Genomic DNA, 23,625 nt, shown 5'->3' with positions numbered 1-23,625 from the left:
GGTGTGGGTGTGTGTTTGTTTTATATCGCCCCTGTCGGGGTGTGGGGGGGGGGGGGGGGGGGGGGGGTCGGGGGCGCGGCGCCCGGGGGGGCGCGCCCCCCCCCTCGGGGGTGGCGAGAGCGCCCTCGGGCGCCGGTCGCCGGGGATTACCTCGCGAAGCCGTAGTCCAGCAGCTTCTTGACGTCGGCCGCGCGGTTCGTCTCGTTGGGAGAGGCGAGCACCGTGCCGATGACCGTCTTGCTGCCGCGGGTGGCCGCGAAGACGAGGCAGTACTTGGCCTGCGGGCCCGAGCCGGTCTTCACACCGATCGCGCCGCTGTAGGTGCTGAGGAGCTTGTTCGTGTTGGTCCACGACATGTACCGGTAACCGCCGGTCTTCGTCGTGACCTTCTGCTTCGTCGACTTCGTCTTGACGACGGTGCGGAACGTGGCGTCCTTCATCGCGCTGCTGGCGATCTTCGTCAGGTCGCGCGGAGTCGAGTAGTTCTGGCCACTCCCTATTCCGTCGAACGAGTCGAAGTGGGTGTTCCGCAGACCGAGCTTCCGCGCCTCGTCGTTCATCTTGCCGATGAACGACTTGACCCGGGCCTCACGCGTGGTGCCCGTGCCGAACTTGTCGGCCAGCGCGTAGGCGGCGTCGCACCCCGACGGCAGCATCAGGCCGTAGAGGAGCTGACGGACGGTCACCTTGTCGCCGACGATGAGCCGGGCCGACGAGGCGTTCTTGGAGACGATGTAGTCGCTGTAGGCCTTCTGGATCGTGACCTTGGCGTCGAGGTTGAGGTTGCGCTGGGCCAGCACCACCTTCGCGGTCATGATCTTGGTGGTGGAGCCGGTCGACCGGCGGGTGTCCGCGGCCTTCCCGTACAGCGTCGAACCCGTCCCGTTGTTCATGACGAAGCCGCCGGGGGCGGTGATCGACGGGACGGCCGGCGCGGCGTACGCCTGGCCGGCGAAGAGACCGCCGGCCAGGACGGCCGAGGCCGTCAGCGAGACGGTCACGGCGCTGCGCAGGCCGAGTTTCGGAGTCAGCAAAGTGTTCTGCCCTTGGTTGGAATCGATGTCGTCCGGGTCCGGACACGGACCCGGCGCATAGAAGACGCTCGACAGGGCTCCAGGGATGCACGGTGAGAGGGGTGATCTTTTTCGCGTTCCGGTGACGCGTGTCAGACGCGCGGTCCGGTCGTCGGATAGTACGGGCGGTGGTGGGCGGCCACCGGCGGCGACTGATACGTCCAGGCACCGGCGGCCGGTGTGCCGTCCGGGAGGAGGGACCGGACGTCGCGGCCGAGGTCGCCGTCCGGGGCGAGCACCTCCAGGCGGGTGCGCCCGGAGTGCTCGGGGGCGGTCAGGTCGTACCACCCGTACGGCTGGTACACGTTCATCGGACCGGCGAGCAGGCGCCCCTCGCGGTCGGTGCCGTATCCGGTGACGGGGGCGGAGCAGGCGGGTGCGGCGGTGAGCCCGTCCAGCCGCACCGTGAGGGCGAGCAGCGGGTCCCGGGCCGGCTCCAGCGCCTCGTCGGGACCGACGCCGGCGGCCGAGCACCGCACGGTCCACGTCTCGCCCGAGGGCCCGTTGAGCGACGGCAGCCCGACCTCGAACCAGCCGGGGTGCTTGGGCTCCGCGTAGAGCTCGCGCCCCGCCCTGATCGCGAACGGGTTGTCGCACACGACGTGGAGCCGGGCGATGCCGAGCAGCTTCGTCTGGTCCCAGCCCCGCGCGTACTCGGCGTACGTCAGCCGCGGCAGGCGGTGCCCGTCCGCCGCCGGGAAGGCGATGACGTTGAACTCGATCTCCTGGGTCACACCGCCGCCGAACGCGTACTGCGCGAAGTACAGCTGGTAGTTGAGGGAGGCCAGGGCGCGCCCGTCGTCGAACGTGGCCGCGGTCAGGTCCGGGTGGTACTTCCCGAGGAGCCGGTGGACGGGCTCCGGGTCGACCAGCCAGTCGACACCGACCTGGTGCAGCGCCCCGTAGTGGAAGGGGAGCTGGAAGGGCTCGGTCACGGGCGGCAGGGGGACGGGGCTCATGCGGGGGCTCCCGGATCGGTGGGGGTGAGGTGTGCGGGGCGGTCGCGGGCCGTCAGGTCCGCCTCGATGCGCTCGGCGCTGCGCAGCGCCAGCGCGGCCATGGTCAGCGTCGGGTTGGACGTGGCGACCGAGGGCATGCTGCCGCAGCCGACCGCGTACAGACCGGGGTGGTCCCAGCAGCGCTGCCAGGAGTCGACGACCGAGGATGCGGGGGAGTCGCCCATGATGTGCGTGCCGGCGGCGTGACCCGCCCCGCGATAGCCGTAGGTGCGACCGCGGTGCTCGAAGCGGCCGGGCCAGGCCGCCGCCGGCGCGTAGTCCGTGTGGTCCTCGGCGCCCAGCAGCGCGAAGAGCTGCTCCGAGACGGCACGGGCCGCGGCCATCCCCTCCTTGACGTGCTCGTCGAGGTCGTACGTGACCAGCGGCAGGGGCAGCCCCAGCGCGTCGCGCTCGCCCGGGTGGAGCGTGACCCGGTTCGCGGGGTCGGCACCCTGCTCCATCTCGAACTGGAGGGCGAACTGGCGGCGGACCCGGTCTCCGACCGCCCGCCGCAGCTCCGCGCCGAACAGGCCCTGTCCGGTGAGGAAGTGGTCCACGTCCGTCTCGACGGGGCCCTTCGCCCAGATCCACCCCCACGTCCCGAACTCGACGCGGAACGGCGCCCGCAGCTTCCGCGCCGGGCCGGACCGGAAGCCCTCGAATCCGGAGACGGAACCGGGGCCCCGGTACACGCCGGCGTCCTCGCCCTCGGGCAGCAGCCCCCAGGTCAGCAGGACGGGATGGTCCATCAGATTGCGCCCGACCTGGCCACTGCGGTCCGCGAGCCCGGACAGGAGCAGCAGCCGGGCGTTCTCCACCGCGTGCGCGGCGAGCACCACGACGTCCGCGTGCGCCACCGACACGGCGCCGTCGTACGAGCGGTACTCCACACCCGTCGCGCGCCCCCGGCCGTCGACGAGGACGCGGCTCACCACGGACCGGTCCCGGAGCGCGACCGAACCGGCCCACCGGCCCTGGGTCTTGAGCGGGGTGTACTTCGCGTACGACGGACAGTGCGGGATGCAGCTCGCGTTGCCCACGCACCGGCTGTCCGGGTCCGGCCGCCCGCCCCGGCCGCGCGGGACGTAGCCGCGACCGCCGTCGTACCGGGGGTCGGGGACGCCGTTGCGCGCGTGCGGGGTGCCGACCACCCTCAGCTCCACCTCGCGCAGGGAGACGGGGTCCTCCACCCGTCGTCCGTCGAGCCGCGCCGCGAGGAAGCGGTCCAGGCGCGCGGCGGGCAGGGGGCGCATCGGATACACGTAGCCGTCGGGGAAGCGCAGCCCGAGGCGCGCGCGCTGCTCCTCGGCGTCGGCGGCCACGCCCAGGTGCTCCTCCGCCTGCCGGTAGTGCGGCTCCAGGTCGTCGTAGGCGAGCGGCCACCGCCGCCCGTATCCGAAGGGCTCGGTGTCGAAGTCCTCCGGCAGCATCCGGGGCGCGAGACCGGTCCAGACGGTGCCGGTGCCGCCGTTGGCGCGGACGTACCCGCTGGCGTACGGGAGCGGACCGTCCTGGCGCAGATGGCCCGCCGCCCGGTAGCCGGGGGCGCCTTCCGTGCCCGCGAGGTCCGTCGGCTCGGGCGACGCGGCGGCCGGGTGGGGCAGGAGCGGGGAACCGGGCAGTCGGCCGGCGGCCGTCAGATACGCGGTGAGCGGGTCGGCCTCCGCCTCCCGGCCACCCGCGCCCGCCTCTCGGCCACCCGCGCCCGCCTCCAGGACGAGCACCCGCCTGCCGTGCCGTCCGAGCCGGTGTGCCACGAGCGAGCCGGCGACCCCCGCGCCCACGACGATCACGTCGTACCGCGTCATCGCCCGCCCCCCTCGGCCCAGCTCCCGTACCCTCCGGGCGCCGCGGCGGGAGCGGTGACGCCGGCCGCCTTCCACACGAGACCCTCCGCGTACGCGCGCGGGGAGACCAGCCTCGGCGGCGGGCCGGGCCAACTCCCCGTGTACCAGAGGTACGTGAGCGCTCTGGCCTCCGCCCTCAGCTCGCCGCCGGGGATGTCCTCGGCCGCCGTAGCGGCGCAGGGGTCCCCGAACTCCCGCAGCAGCAGGGCGTACCGCTCCGCGCCGAGCTCCTCCGCGGTCACGTCGCGGTACACCTCGACGAGCCCGGTGTCCGCCAGGTCCGCCGGGTCGAAACCGGTCAGCCGCGCCGACAGGGCGGCGAATCGCTGTGTGTCGTCCGTAAGAGCCACGCGGGCATCGGTGCCCCGCCGCCCCGCGGGGCATGCTCCGCGCCCCCGGATCGGCTTGATCACGACGGCGCGCGCTCCCACGGGCGGCTGAACTCGATCGCAGACACGTTCACCATGCGAGCGCAGGTGCGCATCCGTCTCGGTGAGGAACCGTCACCGGCCGCGTAGCACTTGAGGAGGACCCGGCACCCCCACACAGACGGACATTGGGGCCGCGACGGAACCCGCGCGCGTGCTCGACGTCTTGATCCCCGCGTCGGCTTGATCGTCGAGTCGACATGAGGAGGTTCTGATGGCAGGTCAGGTGGGCGAGCGGACGGAGAGGGCGTCCGCGCCGGAGTACCAGGGGGCCCTGGGGTCGATGTCGGTGAACTCCTCCCTGCCCGACGTGCTCGCCCGCGGAAGGGAAGGACTCCGGGAGGCCGAACGCTCCGGGGACCTGCGGGAGGTGGCCCGCTGCGCACTCGCCGTGGCCGAGGCGTGCCGCAGGCTCGGCCGGATCGCGGAGGCCGACCGGGCCTGGAAGGCGAGCCACCGGGCGGCCCGCGAGGCCGGCCACGAGGGCGCGATGGCGTGGGCGCTGTGGAGCGGCGGCACGCTCGCCCGGCAGCGCGGTGAACTGAGGCTGGCCTACCGGCTGCTGAAGCTGGCGGCCGACGCGGGCGAGCGCGGCGGGGACGTCGTCGCCCGGGGCTACTCGCTCGCGGGCCTCGCCGAGACGGGCCGCATCCAGGGCGACTACGAGGCCGTGGGCAGGCTGCACGAACAGCTGCTGACCGAGGCCCGCCGCCGCGGCGAGGCCCGGCACACGGTGTGGGCGCTGGAGGGCATCGCGCAGATGCACCGCAACACCGGCCGCTACGACGAGGCCCTGGCGCTGTTCGAGGAGGCGGCGGAGACCGCGTCGCGCGCCGAGGACCGGCGCGGCTGGGCGTGGGCCCTGCGGGGCATCGCCGACGTCGTGTCCGTACGGGACGGGGACGTGGAGCGCGCCCTGACGCTGCTGACGCGGGCCGAGGACGCCTGCCGGGAGATCGGTCTGTCGAGCGCGCTCGCCTACAACCACAAGATGCGCGGCAACGTGCTCTACCGCGCCGGGCGGTACGCGGAGGCGCGGGAGCTGTACGCGCGGGCGCTCGACGAGTTCCGCGAGATGGACGAGCCGCGCGGGACGGCGCTGTCCAGGCTGGGCCTGGTGAAGTCCGAGGCGCGTCTGGGCGGCGACGCCGCGCACACCGCCGCGGAGCTGGCCGCACTGCGCTCGACGCTCGACCGCATCGGGCTGCGGCACGCCCGGGACATGGTGGACAAGGCGGCGGCCGAGCTGGAGGTCGGACGGCTGCCCGACCACGGAGGAGACGGGCGGGAGGCGGCCGGCCCGGTCCTGCCGCCGGTCGGTGCGGAGGCCCTGAGGACCGCGGACGTCGAGGCGCTCCGCGCGGCCGGCACGGACGGGGGCCGTGCGGGCGACGGGCTCCGGGCGGGCGCGCGGTGAGCGCCCTCCCCACGCAGACCTCGCCGGTCCGCCCGCCCGCCGCGTCACCGGGCGCCACGGCCCCCGGCACGCCGCGTACCCCTCCGGCCCACGAGGGCACGGCTGCCGGAGTCCTGGAGCGCTGCCGGGCCCTGATCCGGCCCGCGCTGGTCGAGGCGGTGGGCCGGCTCCACCCCTGGACCGGTGAGATGGCGGCGTACGCGCTGGGCTGGACCGACGCGGCGGGGCACCCGGACCCCGGCGGATCCGAGGGCAAGGGCGTCCGCCAGGCCCTCGCCGTGCTCGGCGCGGAGTCCGTCGGCGCCGACGGTGCCGACGCCGTCCCGGGCGCCGTGGCCGTGGAGCTCGTGCACACCTTCTCCCTGCTGCACGACGACATCATGGACGCCGACGCCCTGCGCCGGCAGCGTCCCGCCGTGTGGAAGGCGTACGGCACGGGCCCGGCGGTACTGGCCGGCGACGCGCTCCTCGCCCAGGCCGTGGGGATCGTGGCCGAGGCGGGTGGCGGCCACGCCGCCGCCGCGGTCCGGTGCCTGTCCGGAGCCCTGAACGCGCTGGTGTCGGGCCAGGCGGAGGACCTGCGCTTCGAGCACCGTCCCTGGTCCGGACCCGGTGCGGTGGGACCGGAGGAGTACCGGTCGATGGCCGCCCACAAGACCGGCGCCCTGCTGGGCTGCGCGATCGCGCTCGGTGCGGTCCTGGGCGGCGCGCCGGACGGGACCGCGCGCGCTCTCGAACGAGCCGGACGCCATCTCGGTCTCGCCTTCCAGGCCGTGGACGACGTCCTGGGCATCTGGGGCGACCCGGCGGTGACCGGCAAGCCCGTCCACGCCGACCTGCGCCGGGGCAAGAAGACGTACCCGGTCCTCGCCGCACTCGCCGGCGGGGGCGGTGCCGCGCGGGAACTGGAGGCGCTGCTCGGCTCCGCCCTGCCGATCGACGACGAGACCGCCGCGCTCGCCGCGAGGCTGGTGGAGGAGGCCGGTGGCCGTCGCGCGACCCGTGAGGAGGCCCTCCGCCAGCGGGACCTCGCCCACGGCGCGCTGCGCGAGTCACCGCTGACGCCCGCCGCGGTCCGGGAACTGGACGCGCTGTTCACGCACGTACTCGACCGCACCTGGTAGAGAGCGAGGCGCCGACCCTGCCGACCCCCGCGTTCCCGTCCGTCGCGACCCAGCGCTCGCCCTCGCTCGGGCGGCGCTGGGTGTCCCGCGGGCGCTGTCGTGACGGCTGCCGGGCACGGCCCGTGGGCGGACGCGGGGGCTGGACGGCCCCCGCCGGCCTGCTCAGTTGTATTCGAACCAGGTGAGAATGGCCTTGACGCGTCGATTGTCCTCGTCGGGCGGCATGCCGAGCTTCACGAAAACGTTCGCCACATGCTTACTGACGGCAGCGCCGGAAAGGAACAGCTCCGTCGCGATCTCCGCGTTCGAGCGCCCTTCGGCCATGTGGGCGAGCACTTCCCTTTCGCGAGCGGTGAGCCGGGCGAGCGGGCCCTGTGGCGAGTCCGCGTGGGTGACGTGGCGGACGACCTCGGGGTCGATCACGACGCCACCCGCGGAGACCGTCTCGACAGCTCGCAGGAAGTCGGCGACCCGGCCCACCTTCTCCTTGAGCAGGTACCCGACGGCTCCGTCGGCACCCGGGCCGTTCAGAAGCTCCCGCACATAGGGGCCCGTGACGTAGGCGGAGAGAACCAGCACCGGCAGGTCGCGGTGGCGGGAGCGCAGATCGATCGCGGCACGCAGTCCGTCGTCGGTGTTCTTGGGGGGCATGCGGACATCCGTGATCACCATGTCCGGGGCGACTCCGGAACGCACCAGCTCGTCGACCGCGGCCACCAGTTCGTCGGCGTCCTCGCATTCGCGGACGACATCATGGGCGTGGGAGGTCAGGATTTCCCGGATGCCGGCTCTTATCAGAACGCTGTCATCTGCCAGAACAATTCTCATGACCCCTCCCCGGGGAAGACATCCTGCTCCGATTGATCACCATGGGGGCTGGCCGGGAGCGGACGCCACAACCTGCGTCCCGCCACCCGGTGGGCTGAGAATTTCGAGATTCCCGCCGACGCTTCGCATGCGCTCGCGCAGTCCGGCGAGTCCGGAGCCCGCGTCGATCGCCGCACCGCCGACTCCATCGTCCTGCACACGCACGTGCACGTCGGTCGTGGCGCACCGCAGGTCGACCCGAGCGATTCCCACACCTGCGTGTTTCGAGATGTTCGTCAGGGCTTCGGACACCGTGAAGTATACGGCGGTCGCAGTCGGTGACGACAGCCGGCCGTCGTCGCCGGTGCTGGTCAGCTCGACCCGCAGAGGCGATCGGGCGGCGAGCTCCCGCACGGCGGCGACGAGACCGAGGTCGCTCAGTTCGCGGGGATGGATGTCGCGCACCGTCTCCCTCAGCCGTGCGAGTGCGCGCTCCGCGGCAGCCTGCGCCTCCCGTGCCAGCCGGACGACGCGTTCCCGGTCGGCGGCTGCGGCCGCGGCCGCGGCTTCCAGCATCCCCAGGCGCATGACGACGGCGACGAGTTCCTGTTGGGCGCCGTCATGCAGATCGCGTTCGATCCTCTGCCGCTCGAATTCGAAAGCCGCTGTCAGCGAAGCCCGACTGGTCCGGAGCTCCTCCAGTTTCGCGAGCAGATCCGGGTCCCGGCTTCTGGAGAAGGCGCTCAGGAAAAGGTCGCGAAGAAATGATGTGCCGGTCAGTGCGGTCGTGGTGACCGAGCCGAGAACGATACCCGCGGGAACCGCCAGGAGAGTTTGCCCGACGGATTCAGGGGTGAAGGGACCGACCTGCGCGGCAATACCGAAGAGCCAGAAGACGGGGGAAAGCACCAGCACGGCAGCGCCGATGAATCCGAAGAACGCCACCAGCAGTGACCATGTGGAGAGGAGCGCGGCGGTCACGAGAACCGGGACGTCGGTGCGCCACATCGACCGTGAACGCAGCCGGAGTGCCACCCACTGAACCCAGCCGTGGTCAGTGGGTTTCAGGGGCGTCGTCTCGGCGCCGCACCACCGGGCCCTCGATCGGTCGGTCTCGGCCACCACCGGGGCCGACACCGGGAAAACGAGCAGGGAAAGCAGCAGAATCGGAAAAGACATTGCCGCGATGCATTCGGTCAGCACTCTCCGGGCAATACGAATCTGCGCCATGCCCGCCATTGTCGCATACAGTGGATGTCGCAAAAGGTAGACCTAGGTCTACCTTCAAGCAGTGCAGGCACCCGTGTGGCTCCCTCCGTGTCCTGCTTAGCTCGGTGCATGCCTATCGCAGCTACCGATTCCGTGCCCTGCATCCGTTTGCGCGGCCTTCATATGGACTTCCCCGTCCCGGGTCGTCGACGCGAGACGACGCGTGTCCTGCACGACATCGACCTGGACATTCCCGAAGGCCGGCTGACCGCCATTGTCGGCCCCTCCGGGTCGGGCAAGTCGACGCTCCTGCTCTGCATGGCCGGTCTGGAGCGGGCGACCGCGGGTTCCCTCGAGGTCCTGGGAACCGACGTCCTGTCGCTCCCCCTTCGGAAGCAGGCCGCATTCCGCAGTGAGAACGTCGGATTCATCTTCCAGGAGTACAACCTCGTCAGTTCGCTGACGGTCGAGGACAACATCGCCCTGCCGGCGCGGCTCGCCGGCCGTCGGGTGCCGAGGTCGAGGGTCGCGGACGCCATGTCGAGGCTCGGTATCGCCCAGCACGCGCGGCGGCGCCCCGACCGGCTCTCCGGAGGCGAACGCCAGCGCGTCGCGGTGGCCCGGGTCGTCGCGAATCAGCCTCGGCTGGTCTTCGCGGACGAGCCGACCGGTGCGCTCGACCTCAAGTCGGGTCACGTCGTGCTCGACTGGCTGCAGGCACTTCCCGCGCAGGGAACCACGGCCCTCATGGTCACACACGACCCTCATGCGGCCGCACGTGCCGATCAGGTCGTGGTGCTGGGGTCCGGGCGGGTGCACGCCGTCATTCCCGGTGGCGACTCCCACGCGGTGAGCGACGCCGTCCTCGCGGCGCAGTCGGAGGACGAGGCGGGAGAGCAGACGCCGTGATGCGACTGGTCCTGTCGGACATCCGGATGCAGGCGTCCATGTGGGCGTGGACGTTCGTGTGCGCGGTGTTCGGTGCGGCATGCTCGGCGGGCTCGGTCATCGCCATGTTCTCCGCCGTCTCGGCAGCGCGGGCGGCAGGCGATGCGCGGATGGTCTCCGCGTCGATCGCGCTCGGCGGCAACATCGTCTTCTTCACCGTGCTCGCGGCTGTGGGCATCGTCGCATCCACCGTCAGTCTGACCTTGACGACCCAGCGACGCGATCACGCCCTGTGGGCGATCCTCGGCATCCCGCGCCGACGCATCAGGTTCATCCTGCGCACGGAACTGGTCGTGCTCGGTGCCGCAGCCGGCGCGCTGGCAGTGCCGCTGGCCCCTCTCGTCGCCGACACCGCCCTCGGACAGTGGACGGCGAAGGGGCTCGACCTGCACGGAGCCGCCGCCGGATTCCAGCTCTGGCACGTCGGGCTGAGCGCGCTGTCCGGAGTGGTCCCGTGCCTGCTCGGCGGCTGGGGAGTCACGCGCCGCGCCGCCAGGACACCGGAGATGCGCGCGTTCCGAGACCTCTCCGATCCACCGGCGCGGCCCGGCGTCACGCGCAGCGTGCTCGGCCTCTGCCTCCTCGCCGGTGTGCTCGGGATGTGGATTCCCGGGCTGGGGCTCGAACTCGAAGGCGGGACCGAACAGCGGACGGCCTTCGCCTTCGCCGGAGACCTCTTCCTCATCTGCCTGTTGCTGCTGATGGGGCCGTGGGTGATCACCCCTCTGATGAGGTTCTGGACCGCGCTCGTGCCCTCGCGCGGCGTCGCCTGGCACCTTGCCGTGCAAGCGTGCCGCACCCGCGCCGCGAGAAGCGTCACCACGGTGCTGCCCTTCGCCCTATCCCTGTCGTTCGTCGGACTCTTCATGGTCATGGGGAACGTCATGCCCGGAGGCACCGCCGCGCTGGACGATGTCCTGGTCGTGCTGGGCTGGGTCTTCGTCGTGTCCTGGGTCGGCGGCCTTGCGGTGATCGCCCTGGTCGGGCGGGAACGCACCAGTGATTCCGCCCTTGTGACGGTCGCCGGTGCGCGACCAGGCGTGGTCACCCGATCAACGATCTACGAGGGAGTGATCTACGCGGGGACGGCGATCGTCTTCGGCGCGATCGCCGTCGCGGTGACGAGTACCACGCTCGCCATGGGCGCCGAGATCAGCGTCGTCCAGGTCCTGGCCGGCCTCCCCTGGACGACGCTCGGCGTGCTCGCCGGCGTGACGCTCGTGACCACCTGCCTGGCTCTGGCCCTCCAAGCCGTCCGTGTCTCGCGCACGGTCACGGCCAGGGCCCTGCGCTCGTGAAGCAGGGCGAAGTCCGTTCCCGCCGTCGCGACAGCAGAATTCCCCCCGGTCGGTACGCGGGCTGCCTCCTGACGTCCCGGAACGAACGCGCCGTCGCCGCGATCGTGCCCTTTGAACCCACCACCACCATGAACGGCTCGCGCCACGTGCGTGTCCAGAAGTACGAAGGAATGAAGCAATGAGAACGAGGCCTCACGTCGTGATCGCTCTCGGGGGCGTCGCGATCCTCACTGCCGCGGCTACGGGATGCAGCCCGGACGTCACCTCGGCGGACTCAGTCGTGGAGTCGAAGACATTTGACTTCAGCGGGAAGAGCCTGACCGTGAAGTCCGACTCCGCCGACCTGGAACTCGTAGCTGCCGAAGTCAGGGGAGTCCAGGTGACGCGGCAGGTCAGCGGTACGAAGGTCGGCGGCGAGGTGGAAGCCGGATGGAAGCTCGAAGGGGGCGTTCTCGCACTCGCGGTCGACTGCACGGGGCTCTCCGTCAACTGCGGTGCGAAGTACACCGTGAAGGTGCCGCGCGACGTCGCGATCGCTGTCGAGAACAACAAGGGTCGGGTCGAAGCCACGGGCTTCGCGGCTGACTTCTCGGCCACAGCCGACGACATCCGGTTGTCGGACCTCAGCGGGCCCCGTCTGGACCTGGAGGGCCGGGACGGAACCATCGAAGGCGACGAGATCTCCGCGCGGTCGGTCACCGTCGCTTCACGGAACGGCGACAGCGAGCTGAACTTCGCCGCCGCACCCGACCTCGTCGATGTGCGAAGCCAGGACGGCGACGTTCGGCTCGGCCTGCCGGGGGCGACGTACGCGGTCGACACGTCCGCCAAGAAGGGCGACATCGCGGTGGATGTCGTCGAAGACGACACAAGTGATCACGCCGTGAGGATTCACACCCGTGGCGGGGACATCGTCATCGGCACGAGGGAGGCGCCGTGACGGCCGTACCGGATGGATCCGTGAGGCGGTGTCGGCGGGGCGTAGGACGCCTCACACCTGATCGTCTCGCCGGATGCCCCGCTGCCCATCGCAGTTGGGCCACCGGGCCGGCGCCGACCTCGCCCTAGTCGGCGCCCGGCGACGCGCGCTCGGCCCTGAAGCCCGACACGACCACGGTGACGAGGCAGAAGGCGATGACGGTCTCCGCCCAGAGGAAGGCGAGGTAGTCCAGGAGGCTGCCGATCGGCGGCGAGCCCGGGGCCGTGTTGCGGAAGGCGGCGAGGGCGAAGAGCGTGGCGGCCATCCATCCGAGGGCCGGCCAGGTCAGTCCCTTGCGCCGGGTGACGAGGAACCAGGTGCCGGTGAGCACCGAGACGGCGAGGGCCCACATGGCGGTCATCATGAAGACGGCGAAGACGAGCACGCTGCGGGAGCGTGCCAGACCGATGTCGAAGACCGCCGTCCCGTTGTCGTCCGAGGCGTCGACCTCCGCGGAGAACAGGGCGTCGCTGTTGGACAGCGTCATGCGGACGGGGACCTTCTCGCCGCCCTGGGTGGCGCTGAACTCGACGGCGGCGTCGTACGCGTCGAAGGGATAGTCCGTGATGGAGCCGCCCGTCAGGGTGACGGGCAGGTCCATGGTCGCGATGCGGCTGTGGGCCTTGAAGGACAGGTCGCCCCGGGTGGAGGTGGAGGTCTGGAGTGTCAGGTCCTCGGTGGGGGAGACCCCGCCGGCCTCGGCCAGCTCTCCGCGGGGGGTGACCAGGACGCGCAGGATCAGCTCCCGGCCGGCGGCGTCGACGCGCTGGACCGAGGCGTCGACGTCCACCCGGTCGGGGGCCGATCCGCCCGTGGTGTGGACGGTGTCCAGGGCCTGGCGTTCGCGGAACTGCAGCCACGTTCCCAGGGCGATGGCCGCCAGGATCGCGAGGGCGGCCAGGACGGCGGGAAGGACTCTGCCCCGGCTGGATGCGCGGCGTCGGGGGTTGGGCACGGAGGCTCCTCGATGGGTGGTGCGGTCAGTCGACCGGCCGGCCGGGCAGGTCGTGGGTGGCGCAGTGGATCCCGCCACCCCCGGTGGCGAGGGTGTCGATCCGCACCTGGACGACGTCCCGCCGGGGGAAGTGCTCCTGAAGGATTCCCCGCGCCCGGTCGTCGGCCTTCCGGTCGCCGAACCGGGGGACGAACACGGCGTCGTTCCCGATGTAGAAGTTCGCGTACGTCGACAGGAAGTCGTCGTCGTAGCCGCGGATCCGGTCGGGATCGGGCTGCGGGAGGTCGATGACCTCGAACGCGCGCCCCCGTGCGTCGGTCGCTCCGCGCAGGACGGACAGGGCCTCGTCCGAGGAACGCGACCAGGAATCGGCGGGCATGCCGGGGAAGGCGCGGTCCAGGAGGATCACCCCGGGCGCGGTGAACCGTACGAGGCTGTCGACGTGCGCGTCGGTGATGTCCTCGCCGCGCACGCCCCGCAGCCAGATCACCTTCTGCACGCCCAGGAGCGCCTTGAGTTCGGCCTCGATCCGGTCGCGGCTCAGGCCCGGGTTGCGGTTGTCGTTGACGATCGAGCTCTCGGTGACGAGGAGGGTGCCCTCGCCGTCGGTCTCGAAGGAACCTCCTTCGGCGACGAGCGGTGCCTGGATCCACGGCGTCCCGTACGCCGGGAGGAGACTCCGCCCGACCCGGGCGTCGTTGTCGTGCACCTGCTTGGCGCCCCAGCCGTTGAAGTTGAAGTCGACGCCGAGGACCCTTCCGTCCTCCTCGACGAAGACGGGGACGGTGTCGCGGGCCCACAGGTCGTCGACCGCCAGGGGGATGACCTCGACCTCGGAGCCGCACGCCCGCTGCGCCGCCGCGAGCTGGTCCGGCCGGGCCATCATCACGACGTACTCGTACTCCGCGATGGTCCGGGCGACGTCGGCGATGTCCTTGCGGACGTAGCGCAGGTCTTCTTCCCAGACGGACTCCAGCGCGGGCCACGACATGAACGTGCGGGCGTGGCTCTCCCACTCGGCGCCCAGCCGGCGGGAGGGACGGGGGAGGGACATCGGGGTCTCCGATCGTGAGGGGGCGGGACCGGGGTGGGGCGGGGGAGTGCGCGGGACGGGGGCGGGGAGCGGGACGGGCGATCCGGCGGTGGCGGGGCACCGCGGAACGAGGGGTGCGGATCGCGGCCGTGCCGTCAACAGGGTGCATGCGCGGCCCGCCGAACCGACGGCACCGCGGGGTGAGCACCTCAGGGCGTGTCGCCACTCTGACATTGACTGAAAATCCAGTCAAATTTGACGGGAAACGTGTGCCCCGTGGGAAACGTGTGCCCCATGGGGTATGCCTCGCGAGAGCGTGTGTGCCATGGGGTGCGTGTGTCTCGCGGGACCTGCGCCCCGAGGGGGCGTGCGCCTCAGCGGTCCAGGCGTGCGATCTCCACGGAGATCGCGTCCTGGACCAGCTCGCGGGCGTGGTCCAGGGGGAGCGCGCCGCTGAGCCAGCGGGTGCTGAGCCCCTCCAGGAGGCCGGTGAGCCGCTCCGCCGACGCCGTGAGGGCCGGGGCGGGTGCCATCGGCCGGACGCCGCTGAGCAGGTCCGCGACGTCGTGGATCCAGGCGAGGGTGGCCCTGGCCAGATCTCCGCGCAGCTCGGGCTCGAAGATCGCGCTGGCGCGCAGCTCGCCCCAGGCCGTGCTGTTCTCGCGGACCTCGGGAACGTCCTGGAACTCCAGGAGGAGGGAGCGCTCCAGCTCGGTCCGGGCGTCCGAGAGGCCGTCGGCGCCGTCCCCGTCGGAGGTGTACCGGTCGGCCCGCTCGCTGATGAACTCAAGGGTGTGGCGCAGGATGCCGGCGCGGTCCTTGAAGTGGTAGTACAGCAGCGCGGTCGACACCCCGGCCTCGGTCGCGAGCTCCTCCATGCGCAGCCCGCGGACCCCCCGCCGCGCGATGACGCGCGCGGCGGCTTCCAGGATGGCGCTTCGGCGGTCCGTCGCCACGTGATCCCCCTCGTGTGTGGTCTGAACCATCAGTGTCACATATTGACTGAAAATTTAGTCACTGACTCTCGATGATTGACTGAATTTTCAGTCTGGGGCACCATGCCTGCACCACCCGCCCCCTCCCTTCAGGCAGGAGTTCCATGGACACCCCCACGGACAACCTCACGACGTCCCGACGCCGGCTGCTCCAGCTCGGCGCGGCGGCCGTGCCGCTCGCGGCCCTCGGCTCGGCACTGCCCACCGCCGCCCGTGCCGCCACCGGCCCCTCCGGCGCCACGCTGCGGATGCCCGGGGAGGCCGACCGCCACGTCCGTACCTTCATGGCCTGGCCCGCGCTGTCGTCCGTCTGGCGCGACCAGCTCCCCGCCGTCCGCCGGGACATCGCGCGCGTGGCCGACGCGATCTCCCGCTACGAGCCGGTCGTGGTGCTCGCCCGCCCGAGTCAGGCGGCCGACGCCCGCTACGCCTGCGGCGCCGGTGCCGCCTACGCCATCGACGTCGTCGAGATAGCCAACGACGACCTCTGGATCCGGGACTTCGGCCCCACCTTCGTGGTCGCGCCCGGCGCCGTCGCGGGCGTGGACACCAACTTCAACGGCTGGGGCAAGGCCGGCACCTCGTACGCGCAGCCCTACGCGAACGACGCGGCCGCGGCCGCCACCCTCCTCGAACAGTACGGCGTCCCCCGGGTGCGGGCCGGATTCGTCGGCGAGGGCGGTTCGCTGGAGACCGACGGCCAGGGCACCGTCCTCGCCACGGTCAGCTCGCTCGTCAACGCCAACCGCAACCCGGGCATGAGCCAGGACCAGGTCGAGCAGGCCATGAAGGAGGCGCTCGGCGCCGACAAGGTGATCTGGGTGCCGGGACTCGCCGGGCAGGACATCACCGACTGCCACATCGACTGTCTGGCCCGCTTCGTCGGACCGGGAGAGGTCATCCTGGACAAGCCGGGCCCCCGCACCGACGCCAAGTGGGTCGCCGTCTACGAGGAGACCAAGCGGATCCTGCAGGGCGCGACCGACGCGCAGGGCCGCCGCCTGAACATCACCGAGCTCCCCGGCCCCGACCGCGAGCGCATCCGGGGCAAGGACATGGGCAGCGCCTTCCTGTCCAGCTACACCAACTACTACACGGCGAACGGGGCGGTCATCGTGCCCCAGTTCGGGCACGCCGAGGCGGACGCCGCGGCCTCCGCGATCCTCCAGGCCGCCTACCCCGGCCGGACCGTCGTCCAGCTGGACATCGACGGCATCGCGAGCGGCGGTGGCGGCATCCACTGCGCCACGCAGTCGCAGCCGGCCGTCCCCCCGTCCCTCTGACCGGACGACACCGAATGACGCGCCGGTCGCCGCGCCCGAGCGGCGACCGGCCTCGCTGGGAGAGTTCCATGCGCCGCCGGATGCTTCCATGGCTGGCCGACCTCGCGCTGATCGCCGTCACCGGGGCGACGATCCTGGCCCTGCTCGACTGGGACAGCTGGAGCTCCGAACAGGGCGCGCTGTGCGGCACGACGGGGCAGCTCGCCACGGCGGCCGGCGCGGTGACGGCGGTCCTCGTCCGCCGCCGGTGGACCGCGACGGCACTGGTCGCCGCCGCCACGCTCATCGCGTTCGAACCCCTGACCGGCGGAGCGCTGACGGCCGTGGCCCACACCGCGGGCCTCCACTGGACGAGGATCCGCCACCGCGCCGTCGTCCTGACCGTGTCCCTCACGGTGCCCCTGGCGGTCACCGTCGCCCACTCGGCCGCCGAGCCGGCGCCGATACTCGAGTACGACGTGATGGTCGTCCTCGTCACGGGCATCGTCTGCGGCGTCCTGCCCGGCCTCGCCGGGGCCCTGGCCGGCCAGCGCGAACGGCTGGTACGGGCCCTGGAGGAGCGCAACGCCTTCCTGGAACGGGCCCACCGCTCGGCCGAGGAGCAGGCCCGGTCACGTGAACGATCCCGCATCGCGGGCGAGATGCACGACCTGCTCGGCCACCGGCTGAGCCTCATCGCCCTGCACTCCGGCGGCCTGGAGATGGCCGGCGAGGCGGGCGATCCCGAGGTCCGGCGCAGCGCCCGGCTCGTGCACGGCACGGTCCGCCTGGCCATGGCCGAACTGAGGGACGTCCTGAAGGTCCTGCGCGCGGAGGACCCCCTGTCGGGCACCGCGGAGCCCCTGACCGCGGGAACGGGCACCCACGCGGAGGTCGCCGCACTGGTGGACCAGTCCCGGAGCGCGGGCATCGCGGTCCGCCTCGACTGGTCCGGCCAGGACCTGACGGGGGAGAGCCCCACCGCCCGGCGCGCCGTGGACCGGGTGATCCGCGAGGCGCTGACCAACGTGCACAAGCACGCGGCCGCGTCGGAGGTACGGGTCGTCGTCCGCCGGGAGTCCCGGCAGGTACGCGTCGACGTCCGCAACGGACCCGAGACCGCGACCGCCCGTGCGGTCCGGCTGCCCGGCGGCGACCTCGGCCTCGTCGGCCTCCACGAACGGATCCGGCTGCTCGGCGGCACGCTGGGCGCGGGCCCGGTGGACGGCGGCGGGTACGCGGTCGACGCCCGCATTCCGCTGGACACCGGCCCCGCCGCGGCGAGCACGCCCGCCCCGGACGGACGGCAGGCCGTGTCGGCGGCGCGGAGCCGGTGGCACCGGCCGGTGCGTGCCGCCGGCCTGGCACTGGGCGTGGCCGGTGTCGTCGTCCTGCAGTTCGTCACCCTCGCGTTCGTCCCGTACCCGGAGGTCGACGAACCGTCCGAAACCGAGGAGAGCGCCGTCTCGTCGACCCTCCTCCGCACCCTTCCCGAGGCCCCTCTGTGATACGTGTTCTGCTCGCCGACGACCAGGAACTGGTCCGCGCCGGCATCAGGCTGGTGCTCAAGCACGCCGACGACATCGACGTGGTGGCCGAGGCGTCGGACGGCCACGAAGCGGCGGAGCTCGCCGTCCGGCACGAGGTGGACGTCGCGATGCTCGACATCCAGATGCCCGGCACCGACGGCCTGTGCGCGGCGGAACGGATCGCCGCGCGGGCACCGTCGACCCGGGTCGTCATGCTGACCACGTTCGGCGAACACGCCTACGTGGACCGCGCGCTGAAGGCGGGAGCGGCGGGATTCCTCCTCAAGGACAGCACCCCGCAGGAACTCGTCCAGGCGGTGCGGAGGGTCGCGTCCGGTTCCCCGGTCGTGTCCCCCCAGATCACCCGGCACCTCATCGACCGGTACCTCGACAGCGACGAGGAACCCGCCGATCCCCGCGTACGCCGCATCGCCGACCTCACCAGCAGGGAGCGCGAGGTGCTCGCGATGGTCGGGACCGGCGCCTCCAACGCGGAGATCGGCAAGCGGCTGCACCTGGGGGAGGGCACCGTCAAGGCGTACGTGAGCCGCATGCTGGCGAAGCTGCGGTGCGCCAACCGCGTCCAGGCCGCCATCCTGGCCCACGACGCCCGGCTCCTTCAGGGCGAGAGATGACCCGCCGTGGGCGAGGGACCCGGACCGCCCCCGGTGGCCCCCGGAGCCGCGCCGGTTCCCCCGGGCCCGGGAGCGGTGGGCCGTTCGTCCGCCGGGGTCTCCCGGCCGGCGTCCGCGTCGGACGCCTGCCGCGGCGGTGCGACGCCCGCGGCGCTGAACACGAGGAAGGCGCCGGCCGCCCCGGCGACGACGGTCTTGGAAACGAGCGCGGTCCAGCGCATCAGGAGCTCCACGGGTGGGTGGTCCCGGTCATCAGACCGTGACCGGTGACGTTCTGGATCTGGAGGCCCGGCCGCGCGTTGACCTCCAGGATCAGCGGCCCCCGCTCGGCGTCGACGACGATGTCGGCCCCCAGGTAGTGCAGGCCGGTCGCCGCCGCGCAGCGGCTCGCCGCGTCGAGCACCTCCGGCCAGTGCGGAACGGTCGCCCCGATCAGCCGGGCCCCGGTGTCCGGATGCGTCTCCGTCGGATCCTTCCCGACGAGGGCCCGGGTGATCCGCCCGGTGGACAGTTCGACGGCGGCGCCGATGGCCTTCTGGTGCAGGTTGGCGCGCCCGCCGCTGAACCGGGTGGGCAGCCGCAGCATCGCCAGGCGGGGCCTGTCCCGGTCACAGATCACCCGGATGTCCGGCAGCCCCTGGTGGGACAGCCGCGCCAGCTCCGGATGGGCCCGGATCAGGGGCTCGAACAGCGCCCAGTCGGTGGGTCGCGGCGAGAAGTCCCCGTCCAGGATGCGGCGCAGCTGGTCGGCGACCTGGTCCCGGGAGATCCGGCGGCCGGACGAGGACGTCCAGTTCCGGCGGCGCCGGCCGAAGGCCAGCAGGATGCCGTTGCCCCCCAGGCTCTGGTTCGGCTTGAGGGCCCAGCAGTCGGGCAGGCCGTCCCAGTCCAGGGCGGCGATCTCCCGGCGCGAGCGCAGCAGTGCCAGCGTGGGGGAGGTGGGCGCACCGACCGCGGCCAGTGCCTCCTTCGTGGCGTACTTGTCGTTGACCAGCCGGATGGCGGCCGAGGAGTTGTGGCGGGCGATCCGGGCGTTGCGCAGGTTCATGCCCATGACCGGATCCCAGCCGCGGAGCCGTATCACACCCCCGCCTCCCGCCTCTTGGCGGCGGGAGCGAACCGGAAGAGCTCACTGAGGCGGAGCCCGCGGTACGTCCCCGCGACCGCCGTCCACACGGCGCACACGAGCGCGAGCTGGAGGGGGACCGCCTCCGCGACCTCCCGCACGTACGGCGTGAGGAGGAGCAGCGCCACCAGGACGGCCGTTCCCATGGTCAGGGCCGCTCCGGTCACGGCGGCCCTGACACCGTCGAGGTCCCAGGCCTCCCAGAGGCGCTCGGTGACGATCGCCGTGACGACGACCGGCAGCGACATCCCCCACGAGTCGGAGAGCCCGAAGCTTCCCAGGCCGAGCTGGGCGGCGATCAGGCCCGAGGTGACGACGGCGATCAGGACGCCGAGCCGGGCGACCCGGGGCAGGTGGAGCCGGCGCAGCAGGGGCTGCGCGGCGAACCCGAGGGCGAACATCACGAGCGTGAGGGGCACCCCGAGGGGCAGGCCCGCCTGCGCGTACGCCAGGGCCAGCAGCACCGGGCTGAACGTGCCCAGCGTGTTCAGCCCGACGACCACCCGCAGCAGCACGATCAGCAGGGCCGCCAGCGGCAGCAGGGCCATCATCGACACGGGGTCGATCGCGGGCGCCTTGGCGAACAGGATCCGCAGGGCGGAGGGCGCGGCGGTGGAGTCGGGCTGCGTCAGCAGCCGTTTGCCCACCGCCACGTGGAGTCCCTGGACCTCCTGCCGGCCGAGCAGGACGGGGGTCTCGCGCTTGGAGCGGTTGTTGACGCTGAGTTTGGCGACGAACGACCGGCCGGCCAGCCGCACCGTGGTGTCCACCACCGGGCGCCGCTCGCGGCCGAGCGCCGAACCCACGGTGATCCTCGGCGCGTCGTCGAGGTCGAAGCCGAGCTCCTTCGCCAGCGCCGTGTCCAGTGACGACGCCGAAGCACCGGTGTCGATCAGGGCGAGGACCTCGGAGCTCCGTCCGGTCGGACCGGTGACGCGCACCATCTCCCGCTCGCCGATGACCTCGGACGACCGGCTCAGCGGCCGGTCGGGGGAGCCGAGCACACCCGTCAGCAGGAGCCCCAGACTCGCCACCGCCGCCAGCACCTTCACGAACACGGGCACCTTGTCGCGCCCCCGGCGGTGGGCGACGACCGCCCGTTCACCGCCGGGCGCGCTCTCTTCGTACTTCACGAGGTCTTGCATGGGGACAGCCTCGAACGGGGCATCAGGCGTCCGGTAGTACCGATCGGCCCTGCCGGTGCAACGAAAGTTGCCCCTCGTGCGGCCCGGCCCCCTCACCGACCGGTGATCAGGTCCGTGATCCCCGGCCGGTGAGCGCCCGGTAAGGTTCGGGCCATGGCGTCTCGCAGCACTCAGATCCTGGAAGCCGCCGCCCGGGTGATCGCCCGGCGCGGCGTCCGCGGCCTGCGCGTGGAGGAGCTCGCGGCCGAGGCGGGCGTGTCCACGGCGCTGATCTACTACCACTTCAAGGACCGGGCCGGGATCCTCAGCAAGACGCTGGAGTTCATCAACGACCGCGCCGAGCGCTACACCACCGACCATGACCCGGACGCCGAACCGCTCGGTCCGCGCGAGGAACTGGACCAGAGGCTCCTCCTCGAACTCCAGGACTCGACCGAGGTCAGGGAGAACAGCAGCGCCTGGGGCGAGTTGAGGGCGAGCGCCGTCTTCGACCCGCTCCTGCGCGAGGACCTCACGCGCGCCACCCTGGTCTGGGTCCAAGAGGTGGCGGCGCTGCTCGGCCAGGTCCGGCCGATGGCCCCCGCCGTCGCCCTCACGGCCTCCGCCGAACGGCTCACCGCACTCCTGGAGGGCCTGAGCATGCGCTGGCTGAGCGGCACCCTCCAGATCGCCCACGCCCGGACCCTGATGAGCGACGCCATCGACGCCGAGGTCGACCGGCTCAGCCGCTAGGGGTCTTTCGGACCGGGCCGGGCTCGCCGGGCTCCCACGGCAGATCGACCCTTACGGTGAGGCCGCCGTCCGGGCGAGGCGTCGCGGTCACCTCGCCGTGGTGGGTGACGGTGATCGCGCGCACCACGGCCAGGCCCAGCCCCAGGCCCCTGCCCCGGTGTGACGTGCCGCGCCGGAACGGCTCGAAGAGGGCGGGGACCTCCTCGGGGTCCAGCACGGGGCCGGTGTTGCCGACCTCGACGAAGGCACGCGTCCCCCGGACGCCCGTGGTCACCGTCGCCGTGCCGCCCGCGTGGTTGTGGCGTACGGCGTTGGCGAGCAGGTTCAGCGCGATCTGGCGCAGCAGCGACGGGTCGCCCACGACCGGTGCGGGGGCGAGCTCCGCGGTGACGCGGACGTCCGCGGATCGGGCCTCTCCGGCGAGGTCCTCCGCCGCGGCCCCGGCGGCGTCCGCCAGATCGACCGGATGCGGCGTCAGGTTCTCGCTCTCGCCCCGGGCCAGGGTGAGCAGGGCGTCGATGAGCCGCTCGGTGCGGGCGTTGGCGTCCAGGGCCCGCCGGAGGGCGGGCTCCAGGTCCGCGGGCACACGCCCCTGGGCCAGCGGGATCTCCAGCGCCGTGCGCTGCAGGGTGAGCGGCGTGCGCAGCTCGTGCGAGGCGTGGGCGGTGAAGTGGCGCTGGGCGGTGAAACTGCGGTCGAGCCGGTCGAGCATGGCGTCGAAGGTGTCGCCGAGCTCGCGGACCTCGTCGTGCGGCCCGCTGAGGCCGAGCCGCTCGTCGAGGGCGCTGCCGCTGCCGATGCGCCGCGCGGCCGCCGTGACCTGGGTGAGGCGGTGCAGCGACCGCCGTCCGGCCCACCAGGCGAGGAGCGCGGCGAGGGCGGTGAAGACGGCGAGCAGGATCAGCGACCGGACGAGCAGGTTGTTGAGCACGCGGTCCTGGAAGTCCTCGAAGGCCTCGGAGGGGGTGGTGCGCAGGGCCTTCACGGGGTCCGGCGGCCGGGGAGAGGGGCTCGCGGCCGGTGCGAGGGGTTCGGCCGCCGGGGCGTCGGTCAGGACGGCCGCCGGGACGAGGACGGCGCGGTTGTCCTCGATGAGCTGCTTGGAGCTCAGCCAGTTCAGCACGAGCAGCCCGGCGCCGAGGACCACGAAGACCGTGGTGGTCGCCAGGGCCAGCCGGCCGCGCAGCGGAAGCCGGTACGGAGACGGCCGGCGAGCGGTCGGGCGCGGGTCCGCCGTCGGACGGTCGGCGGAGCGGCGGTGAGGGCCGTTCACAGGCGGTATCCGAAGCCGGGATCGTGACTGATCGGGGAGGGCTCGCCCAGCTTGCGGCGCAGCGAGTGGACGGTGACCCGGACCGCCGTGGTCGCCGGGTCGAGCGCCGCGTCCCACAGCCGGTCCCTCAGCTCCTCCGTCGTGACGGGCGCGCCGTCCGCCGCCAGCAGCAGTTCCAGGACGCCGAGTTCTCTGGGCGTCAGCCTCAGCGGCCGCCCGTCGCGCTCGGCGACCCTGCGGACCGTGTCCAGGCTGACGCCGTCACGGGTCAGCACGGTCGGGGTGCTGCCGGAGGGCGCGCGCCGGCCGAGGGCGCGCAGCCGGGCGACGAGTTCGAGGTACGAGAACGGCTTGGCCATGTAGTCGTCGGCGCCCTGCCCGAGGCCGTCCACCAGGTCCGACAGCGCGCCGGCCGCGGTGAGCATCAGGATCCTGGCCGGATACCCGGCCGTGTTCAGCGCCCGGCACACGGCGTCCCCGCTCAGCAGGGGCAGGTCCCGGTCCAGGATCAGGACGTCGTACGGGGCGGCGGCGGTCATCTCCAGTGCGCGGGCCCCGTCGTGGGCGACCTCGCAGACCATGCCCTCCTCCCGCAGGCCCTCGGCGAGCATCGCGGCCAGCTCCGTCTCGTCCTCGACGATGAGCACGCGCATCCGATCCCACTCCACTCAGCCGCGCCGCACGCGGTCCTTTCGGCGAACCCCCTGGTCAAGGATGCCTCCGGGGACGTTAGCCGCCGGTTAGGCGCACGCTCACCGACGGCTCACCGGGCGCTCCGTAGAACTGCCGTACCTCATCGTCGAGATCCAGCA

At 72.5% G+C, this 23,625-nt stretch carries 23 protein-coding genes; 9 read left to right on the top strand and 14 right to left on the bottom strand.

Annotated elements, in window-relative coordinates; genetic code table 11:
• Positions 1 to 146 precede the first annotated feature (146 nt).
• The 4 genes from ACFV2S_RS00795 to ACFV2S_RS00780 form a co-directional block, all read right to left on the bottom strand.
• The gene (locus tag ACFV2S_RS00795; protein WP_385553558.1) at positions 147 to 1,013 is read right to left on the bottom strand and encodes a D-alanyl-D-alanine carboxypeptidase family protein; all 867 of its coding nucleotides are present in this window, start codon (positions 1,011 to 1,013) and stop codon (positions 147 to 149) included.
• A gap of 152 nt (positions 1,014 to 1,165) precedes the next feature.
• Positions 1,166 to 2,032 carry a hypothetical protein gene (locus tag ACFV2S_RS00790; RefSeq protein WP_385552802.1) on the bottom strand — a complete coding sequence of 289 codons (867 nt, stop codon included), beginning with the start codon at positions 2,030 to 2,032 and terminating at the stop codon, positions 1,166 to 1,168.
• The gene (locus ACFV2S_RS00785) at positions 2,029 to 3,879 is read right to left on the bottom strand and encodes a GMC family oxidoreductase (RefSeq protein WP_385552799.1); all 1,851 of its coding nucleotides are present in this window, start codon (positions 3,877 to 3,879) and stop codon (positions 2,029 to 2,031) included. The genes ACFV2S_RS00790 and ACFV2S_RS00785 overlap by 4 nt, the downstream gene beginning before the upstream one ends.
• Positions 3,876 to 4,268 carry a hypothetical protein gene (locus tag ACFV2S_RS00780; RefSeq protein WP_385552796.1) on the bottom strand — a complete coding sequence of 131 codons (393 nt, stop codon included), beginning with the start codon at positions 4,266 to 4,268 and terminating at the stop codon, positions 3,876 to 3,878. The genes ACFV2S_RS00785 and ACFV2S_RS00780 overlap by 4 nt, the downstream gene beginning before the upstream one ends.
• Before the next feature lie 292 nt (positions 4,269 to 4,560).
• On the opposite strand from ACFV2S_RS00780, the gene ACFV2S_RS00775 reads away from it, so the two are divergent.
• Together ACFV2S_RS00775 and ACFV2S_RS00770 are read left to right on the top strand one after the other, a co-directional pair.
• Positions 4,561 to 5,763: a tetratricopeptide repeat protein gene (locus tag ACFV2S_RS00775; protein ID WP_385552793.1), complete on the top strand. Its 1,203-nt coding sequence runs from the start codon at positions 4,561 to 4,563 to the stop codon at positions 5,761 to 5,763.
• Complete coding sequence (locus ACFV2S_RS00770) at positions 5,760 to 6,887, top strand: polyprenyl synthetase family protein (RefSeq protein ID WP_385552790.1); 1,128 nt, start codon at positions 5,760 to 5,762, stop codon at positions 6,885 to 6,887. The genes ACFV2S_RS00775 and ACFV2S_RS00770 overlap by 4 nt, the downstream gene beginning before the upstream one ends.
• A gap of 162 nt (positions 6,888 to 7,049) precedes the next feature.
• Here ACFV2S_RS00770 and ACFV2S_RS00765 read toward each other — a convergent pair whose 3' ends face one another.
• Together ACFV2S_RS00765 and ACFV2S_RS00760 are read right to left on the bottom strand one after the other, a co-directional pair.
• Entirely contained in the window at positions 7,050 to 7,715 is a 666-nt protein-coding gene (locus tag ACFV2S_RS00765; RefSeq protein WP_385552787.1) for a response regulator, read from the bottom strand.
• A 36-nt stretch (positions 7,716 to 7,751) separates the two neighbouring features.
• Positions 7,752 to 8,924: a histidine kinase gene (locus ACFV2S_RS00760; RefSeq protein ID WP_385552784.1), complete on the bottom strand. Its 1,173-nt coding sequence runs from the start codon at positions 8,922 to 8,924 to the stop codon at positions 7,752 to 7,754.
• Positions 8,925 to 9,032: 108 nt separating this feature from the next.
• Between ACFV2S_RS00760 and ACFV2S_RS00755 the strand changes: the two genes are divergently transcribed.
• The 3 genes from ACFV2S_RS00755 to ACFV2S_RS00745 all read left to right on the top strand — a co-directional run bounded on the left by ACFV2S_RS00755 (position 9,033) and on the right by ACFV2S_RS00745 (position 12,089).
• Positions 9,033 to 9,812, top strand: coding sequence for an ABC transporter ATP-binding protein (locus ACFV2S_RS00755; protein WP_385552781.1), 780 nt, complete (start codon positions 9,033 to 9,035; stop codon positions 9,810 to 9,812).
• The gene (locus tag ACFV2S_RS00750; RefSeq protein WP_385553556.1) at positions 9,812 to 11,149 is read left to right on the top strand and encodes an FtsX-like permease family protein; all 1,338 of its coding nucleotides are present in this window, start codon (positions 9,812 to 9,814) and stop codon (positions 11,147 to 11,149) included. Before ACFV2S_RS00755 ends, ACFV2S_RS00750 begins: the two co-directional genes overlap by 1 nt.
• 178 nt (positions 11,150 to 11,327) lie before the next feature.
• Positions 11,328 to 12,089, top strand: coding sequence for a DUF4097 family beta strand repeat-containing protein (locus tag ACFV2S_RS00745; protein ID WP_385552778.1), 762 nt, complete (start codon positions 11,328 to 11,330; stop codon positions 12,087 to 12,089).
• Positions 12,090 to 12,213: 124 nt separating this feature from the next.
• On the opposite strand, the gene ACFV2S_RS00740 is transcribed toward ACFV2S_RS00745, so the two are convergent.
• From ACFV2S_RS00740 to ACFV2S_RS00730, 3 genes are all read right to left on the bottom strand, one after another.
• Positions 12,214 to 13,083, bottom strand: coding sequence for a DUF4436 domain-containing protein (locus ACFV2S_RS00740; protein WP_385552775.1), 870 nt, complete (start codon positions 13,081 to 13,083; stop codon positions 12,214 to 12,216).
• A 25-nt stretch (positions 13,084 to 13,108) separates the two neighbouring features.
• Positions 13,109 to 14,137: an agmatine deiminase family protein gene (locus tag ACFV2S_RS00735; RefSeq protein ID WP_385552772.1), complete on the bottom strand. Its 1,029-nt coding sequence runs from the start codon at positions 14,135 to 14,137 to the stop codon at positions 13,109 to 13,111.
• A gap of 353 nt (positions 14,138 to 14,490) precedes the next feature.
• The gene (locus ACFV2S_RS00730) at positions 14,491 to 15,102 is read right to left on the bottom strand and encodes a TetR/AcrR family transcriptional regulator (RefSeq protein ID WP_383785929.1); all 612 of its coding nucleotides are present in this window, start codon (positions 15,100 to 15,102) and stop codon (positions 14,491 to 14,493) included.
• A gap of 113 nt (positions 15,103 to 15,215) precedes the next feature.
• Here ACFV2S_RS00730 and ACFV2S_RS00725 point away from each other — a divergent pair, with 113 nt between their 5' ends.
• The 3 genes from ACFV2S_RS00725 (at position 15,216) to ACFV2S_RS00715 (ending at position 18,537) form a co-directional block, all read left to right on the top strand.
• Positions 15,216 to 16,394 carry an agmatine/peptidylarginine deiminase gene (locus ACFV2S_RS00725; RefSeq protein ID WP_385552768.1) on the top strand — a complete coding sequence of 393 codons (1,179 nt, stop codon included), beginning with the start codon at positions 15,216 to 15,218 and terminating at the stop codon, positions 16,392 to 16,394.
• Positions 16,395 to 16,462: 68 nt separating this feature from the next.
• The gene (locus tag ACFV2S_RS00720; protein ID WP_385552764.1) at positions 16,463 to 17,881 is read left to right on the top strand and encodes a sensor histidine kinase; all 1,419 of its coding nucleotides are present in this window, start codon (positions 16,463 to 16,465) and stop codon (positions 17,879 to 17,881) included.
• Complete coding sequence (locus ACFV2S_RS00715; protein ID WP_385552761.1) at positions 17,878 to 18,537, top strand: response regulator; 660 nt, start codon at positions 17,878 to 17,880, stop codon at positions 18,535 to 18,537. The genes ACFV2S_RS00720 and ACFV2S_RS00715 overlap by 4 nt, the downstream gene beginning before the upstream one ends.
• On the opposite strand, the gene ACFV2S_RS00710 is transcribed toward ACFV2S_RS00715, so the two are convergent.
• From ACFV2S_RS00710 to ACFV2S_RS00700, 3 genes are read right to left on the bottom strand one after another with little or no spacing between them, the layout of a single operon-like run.
• Positions 18,522 to 18,770 carry a hypothetical protein gene (locus ACFV2S_RS00710; protein WP_385552758.1) on the bottom strand — a complete coding sequence of 83 codons (249 nt, stop codon included), beginning with the start codon at positions 18,768 to 18,770 and terminating at the stop codon, positions 18,522 to 18,524. The genes ACFV2S_RS00715 and ACFV2S_RS00710 overlap by 16 nt on opposite strands.
• Entirely contained in the window at positions 18,758 to 19,621 is an 864-nt protein-coding gene (locus tag ACFV2S_RS00705; protein ID WP_385552755.1) for a sugar-transfer associated ATP-grasp domain-containing protein, read from the bottom strand. The genes ACFV2S_RS00710 and ACFV2S_RS00705 overlap by 13 nt, the downstream gene beginning before the upstream one ends.
• A complete protein-coding gene (locus ACFV2S_RS00700) occupies positions 19,618 to 20,808 on the bottom strand; it encodes a 7TM domain-containing protein (RefSeq protein WP_385552752.1) in 1,191 nt (396 codons plus the stop codon). Before ACFV2S_RS00700 ends, ACFV2S_RS00705 begins: the two co-directional genes overlap by 4 nt.
• A gap of 153 nt (positions 20,809 to 20,961) precedes the next feature.
• Here ACFV2S_RS00700 and ACFV2S_RS00695 point away from each other — a divergent pair, with 153 nt between their 5' ends.
• Positions 20,962 to 21,540, top strand: coding sequence for a TetR/AcrR family transcriptional regulator (locus tag ACFV2S_RS00695; protein ID WP_385552749.1), 579 nt, complete (start codon positions 20,962 to 20,964; stop codon positions 21,538 to 21,540).
• Here the strand turns inward: ACFV2S_RS00695 and ACFV2S_RS00690 are convergent.
• Positions 21,530 to 22,813 carry a sensor histidine kinase gene (locus tag ACFV2S_RS00690; protein WP_385552746.1) on the bottom strand — a complete coding sequence of 428 codons (1,284 nt, stop codon included), beginning with the start codon at positions 22,811 to 22,813 and terminating at the stop codon, positions 21,530 to 21,532. The two genes, ACFV2S_RS00695 and ACFV2S_RS00690, sit on opposite strands and share 11 nt — an antisense overlap.
• Positions 22,810 to 23,466, bottom strand: coding sequence for a response regulator transcription factor (locus ACFV2S_RS00685; RefSeq protein WP_385552743.1), 657 nt, complete (start codon positions 23,464 to 23,466; stop codon positions 22,810 to 22,812). The genes ACFV2S_RS00690 and ACFV2S_RS00685 overlap by 4 nt, the downstream gene beginning before the upstream one ends.
• Between the last annotated feature and the right edge of the window lie 159 nt (positions 23,467 to 23,625).

The sequence above is a fragment of the Streptomyces sp. NPDC059695 genome, from assembly GCF_042733785.1.
In the GTDB taxonomy this organism is placed as follows: Bacteria; Actinomycetota; Actinomycetes; order Streptomycetales; family Streptomycetaceae; genus Streptomyces.
Note: the sequence above shows the minus strand (reverse complement) of the source record. Positions and strands in the feature narration are given on the sequence as shown.

Bases quoted from the DNA above. Each gene is read 5' to 3' on its own strand.
- ACFV2S_RS00695 (WP_385552749.1), top strand. From the start codon at position 20,962: ATGGCGTCTCGCAGCACTCAGATCCTGGAAGCCGCCGCCCGGGTGATC.
- ACFV2S_RS00735 (WP_385552772.1), bottom strand. From the start codon at position 14,137: ATGTCCCTCCCCCGTCCCTCCCGCCGGCTGGGCGCCGAGTGGGAGAGC.
- ACFV2S_RS00785 (WP_385552799.1), bottom strand. From the start codon at position 3,879: ATGACGCGGTACGACGTGATCGTCGTGGGCGCGGGGGTCGCCGGCTCG.
- ACFV2S_RS00775 (WP_385552793.1), top strand. From the start codon at position 4,561: ATGGCAGGTCAGGTGGGCGAGCGGACGGAGAGGGCGTCCGCGCCGGAG.
- ACFV2S_RS00760 (WP_385552784.1), bottom strand. From the start codon at position 8,924: ATGGCGCAGATTCGTATTGCCCGGAGAGTGCTGACCGAATGCATCGCG.
- ACFV2S_RS00685 (WP_385552743.1), bottom strand. From the start codon at position 23,466: ATGCGCGTGCTCATCGTCGAGGACGAGACGGAGCTGGCCGCGATGCTC.
- ACFV2S_RS00730 (WP_383785929.1), bottom strand. From the start codon at position 15,102: ATGGTTCAGACCACACACGAGGGGGATCACGTGGCGACGGACCGCCGA.
- ACFV2S_RS00700 (WP_385552752.1), bottom strand. From the start codon at position 20,808: ATGCAAGACCTCGTGAAGTACGAAGAGAGCGCGCCCGGCGGTGAACGG.
- ACFV2S_RS00750 (WP_385553556.1), top strand. From the start codon at position 9,812: ATGCGACTGGTCCTGTCGGACATCCGGATGCAGGCGTCCATGTGGGCG.
- ACFV2S_RS00755 (WP_385552781.1), top strand. From the start codon at position 9,033: ATGCCTATCGCAGCTACCGATTCCGTGCCCTGCATCCGTTTGCGCGGC.
- ACFV2S_RS00720 (WP_385552764.1), top strand. From the start codon at position 16,463: ATGCGCCGCCGGATGCTTCCATGGCTGGCCGACCTCGCGCTGATCGCC.
- ACFV2S_RS00745 (WP_385552778.1), top strand. From the start codon at position 11,328: ATGAGAACGAGGCCTCACGTCGTGATCGCTCTCGGGGGCGTCGCGATC.
- ACFV2S_RS00790 (WP_385552802.1), bottom strand. From the start codon at position 2,032: ATGAGCCCCGTCCCCCTGCCGCCCGTGACCGAGCCCTTCCAGCTCCCC.
- ACFV2S_RS00725 (WP_385552768.1), top strand. From the start codon at position 15,216: ATGGACACCCCCACGGACAACCTCACGACGTCCCGACGCCGGCTGCTC.
- ACFV2S_RS00765 (WP_385552787.1), bottom strand. From the start codon at position 7,715: ATGAGAATTGTTCTGGCAGATGACAGCGTTCTGATAAGAGCCGGCATC.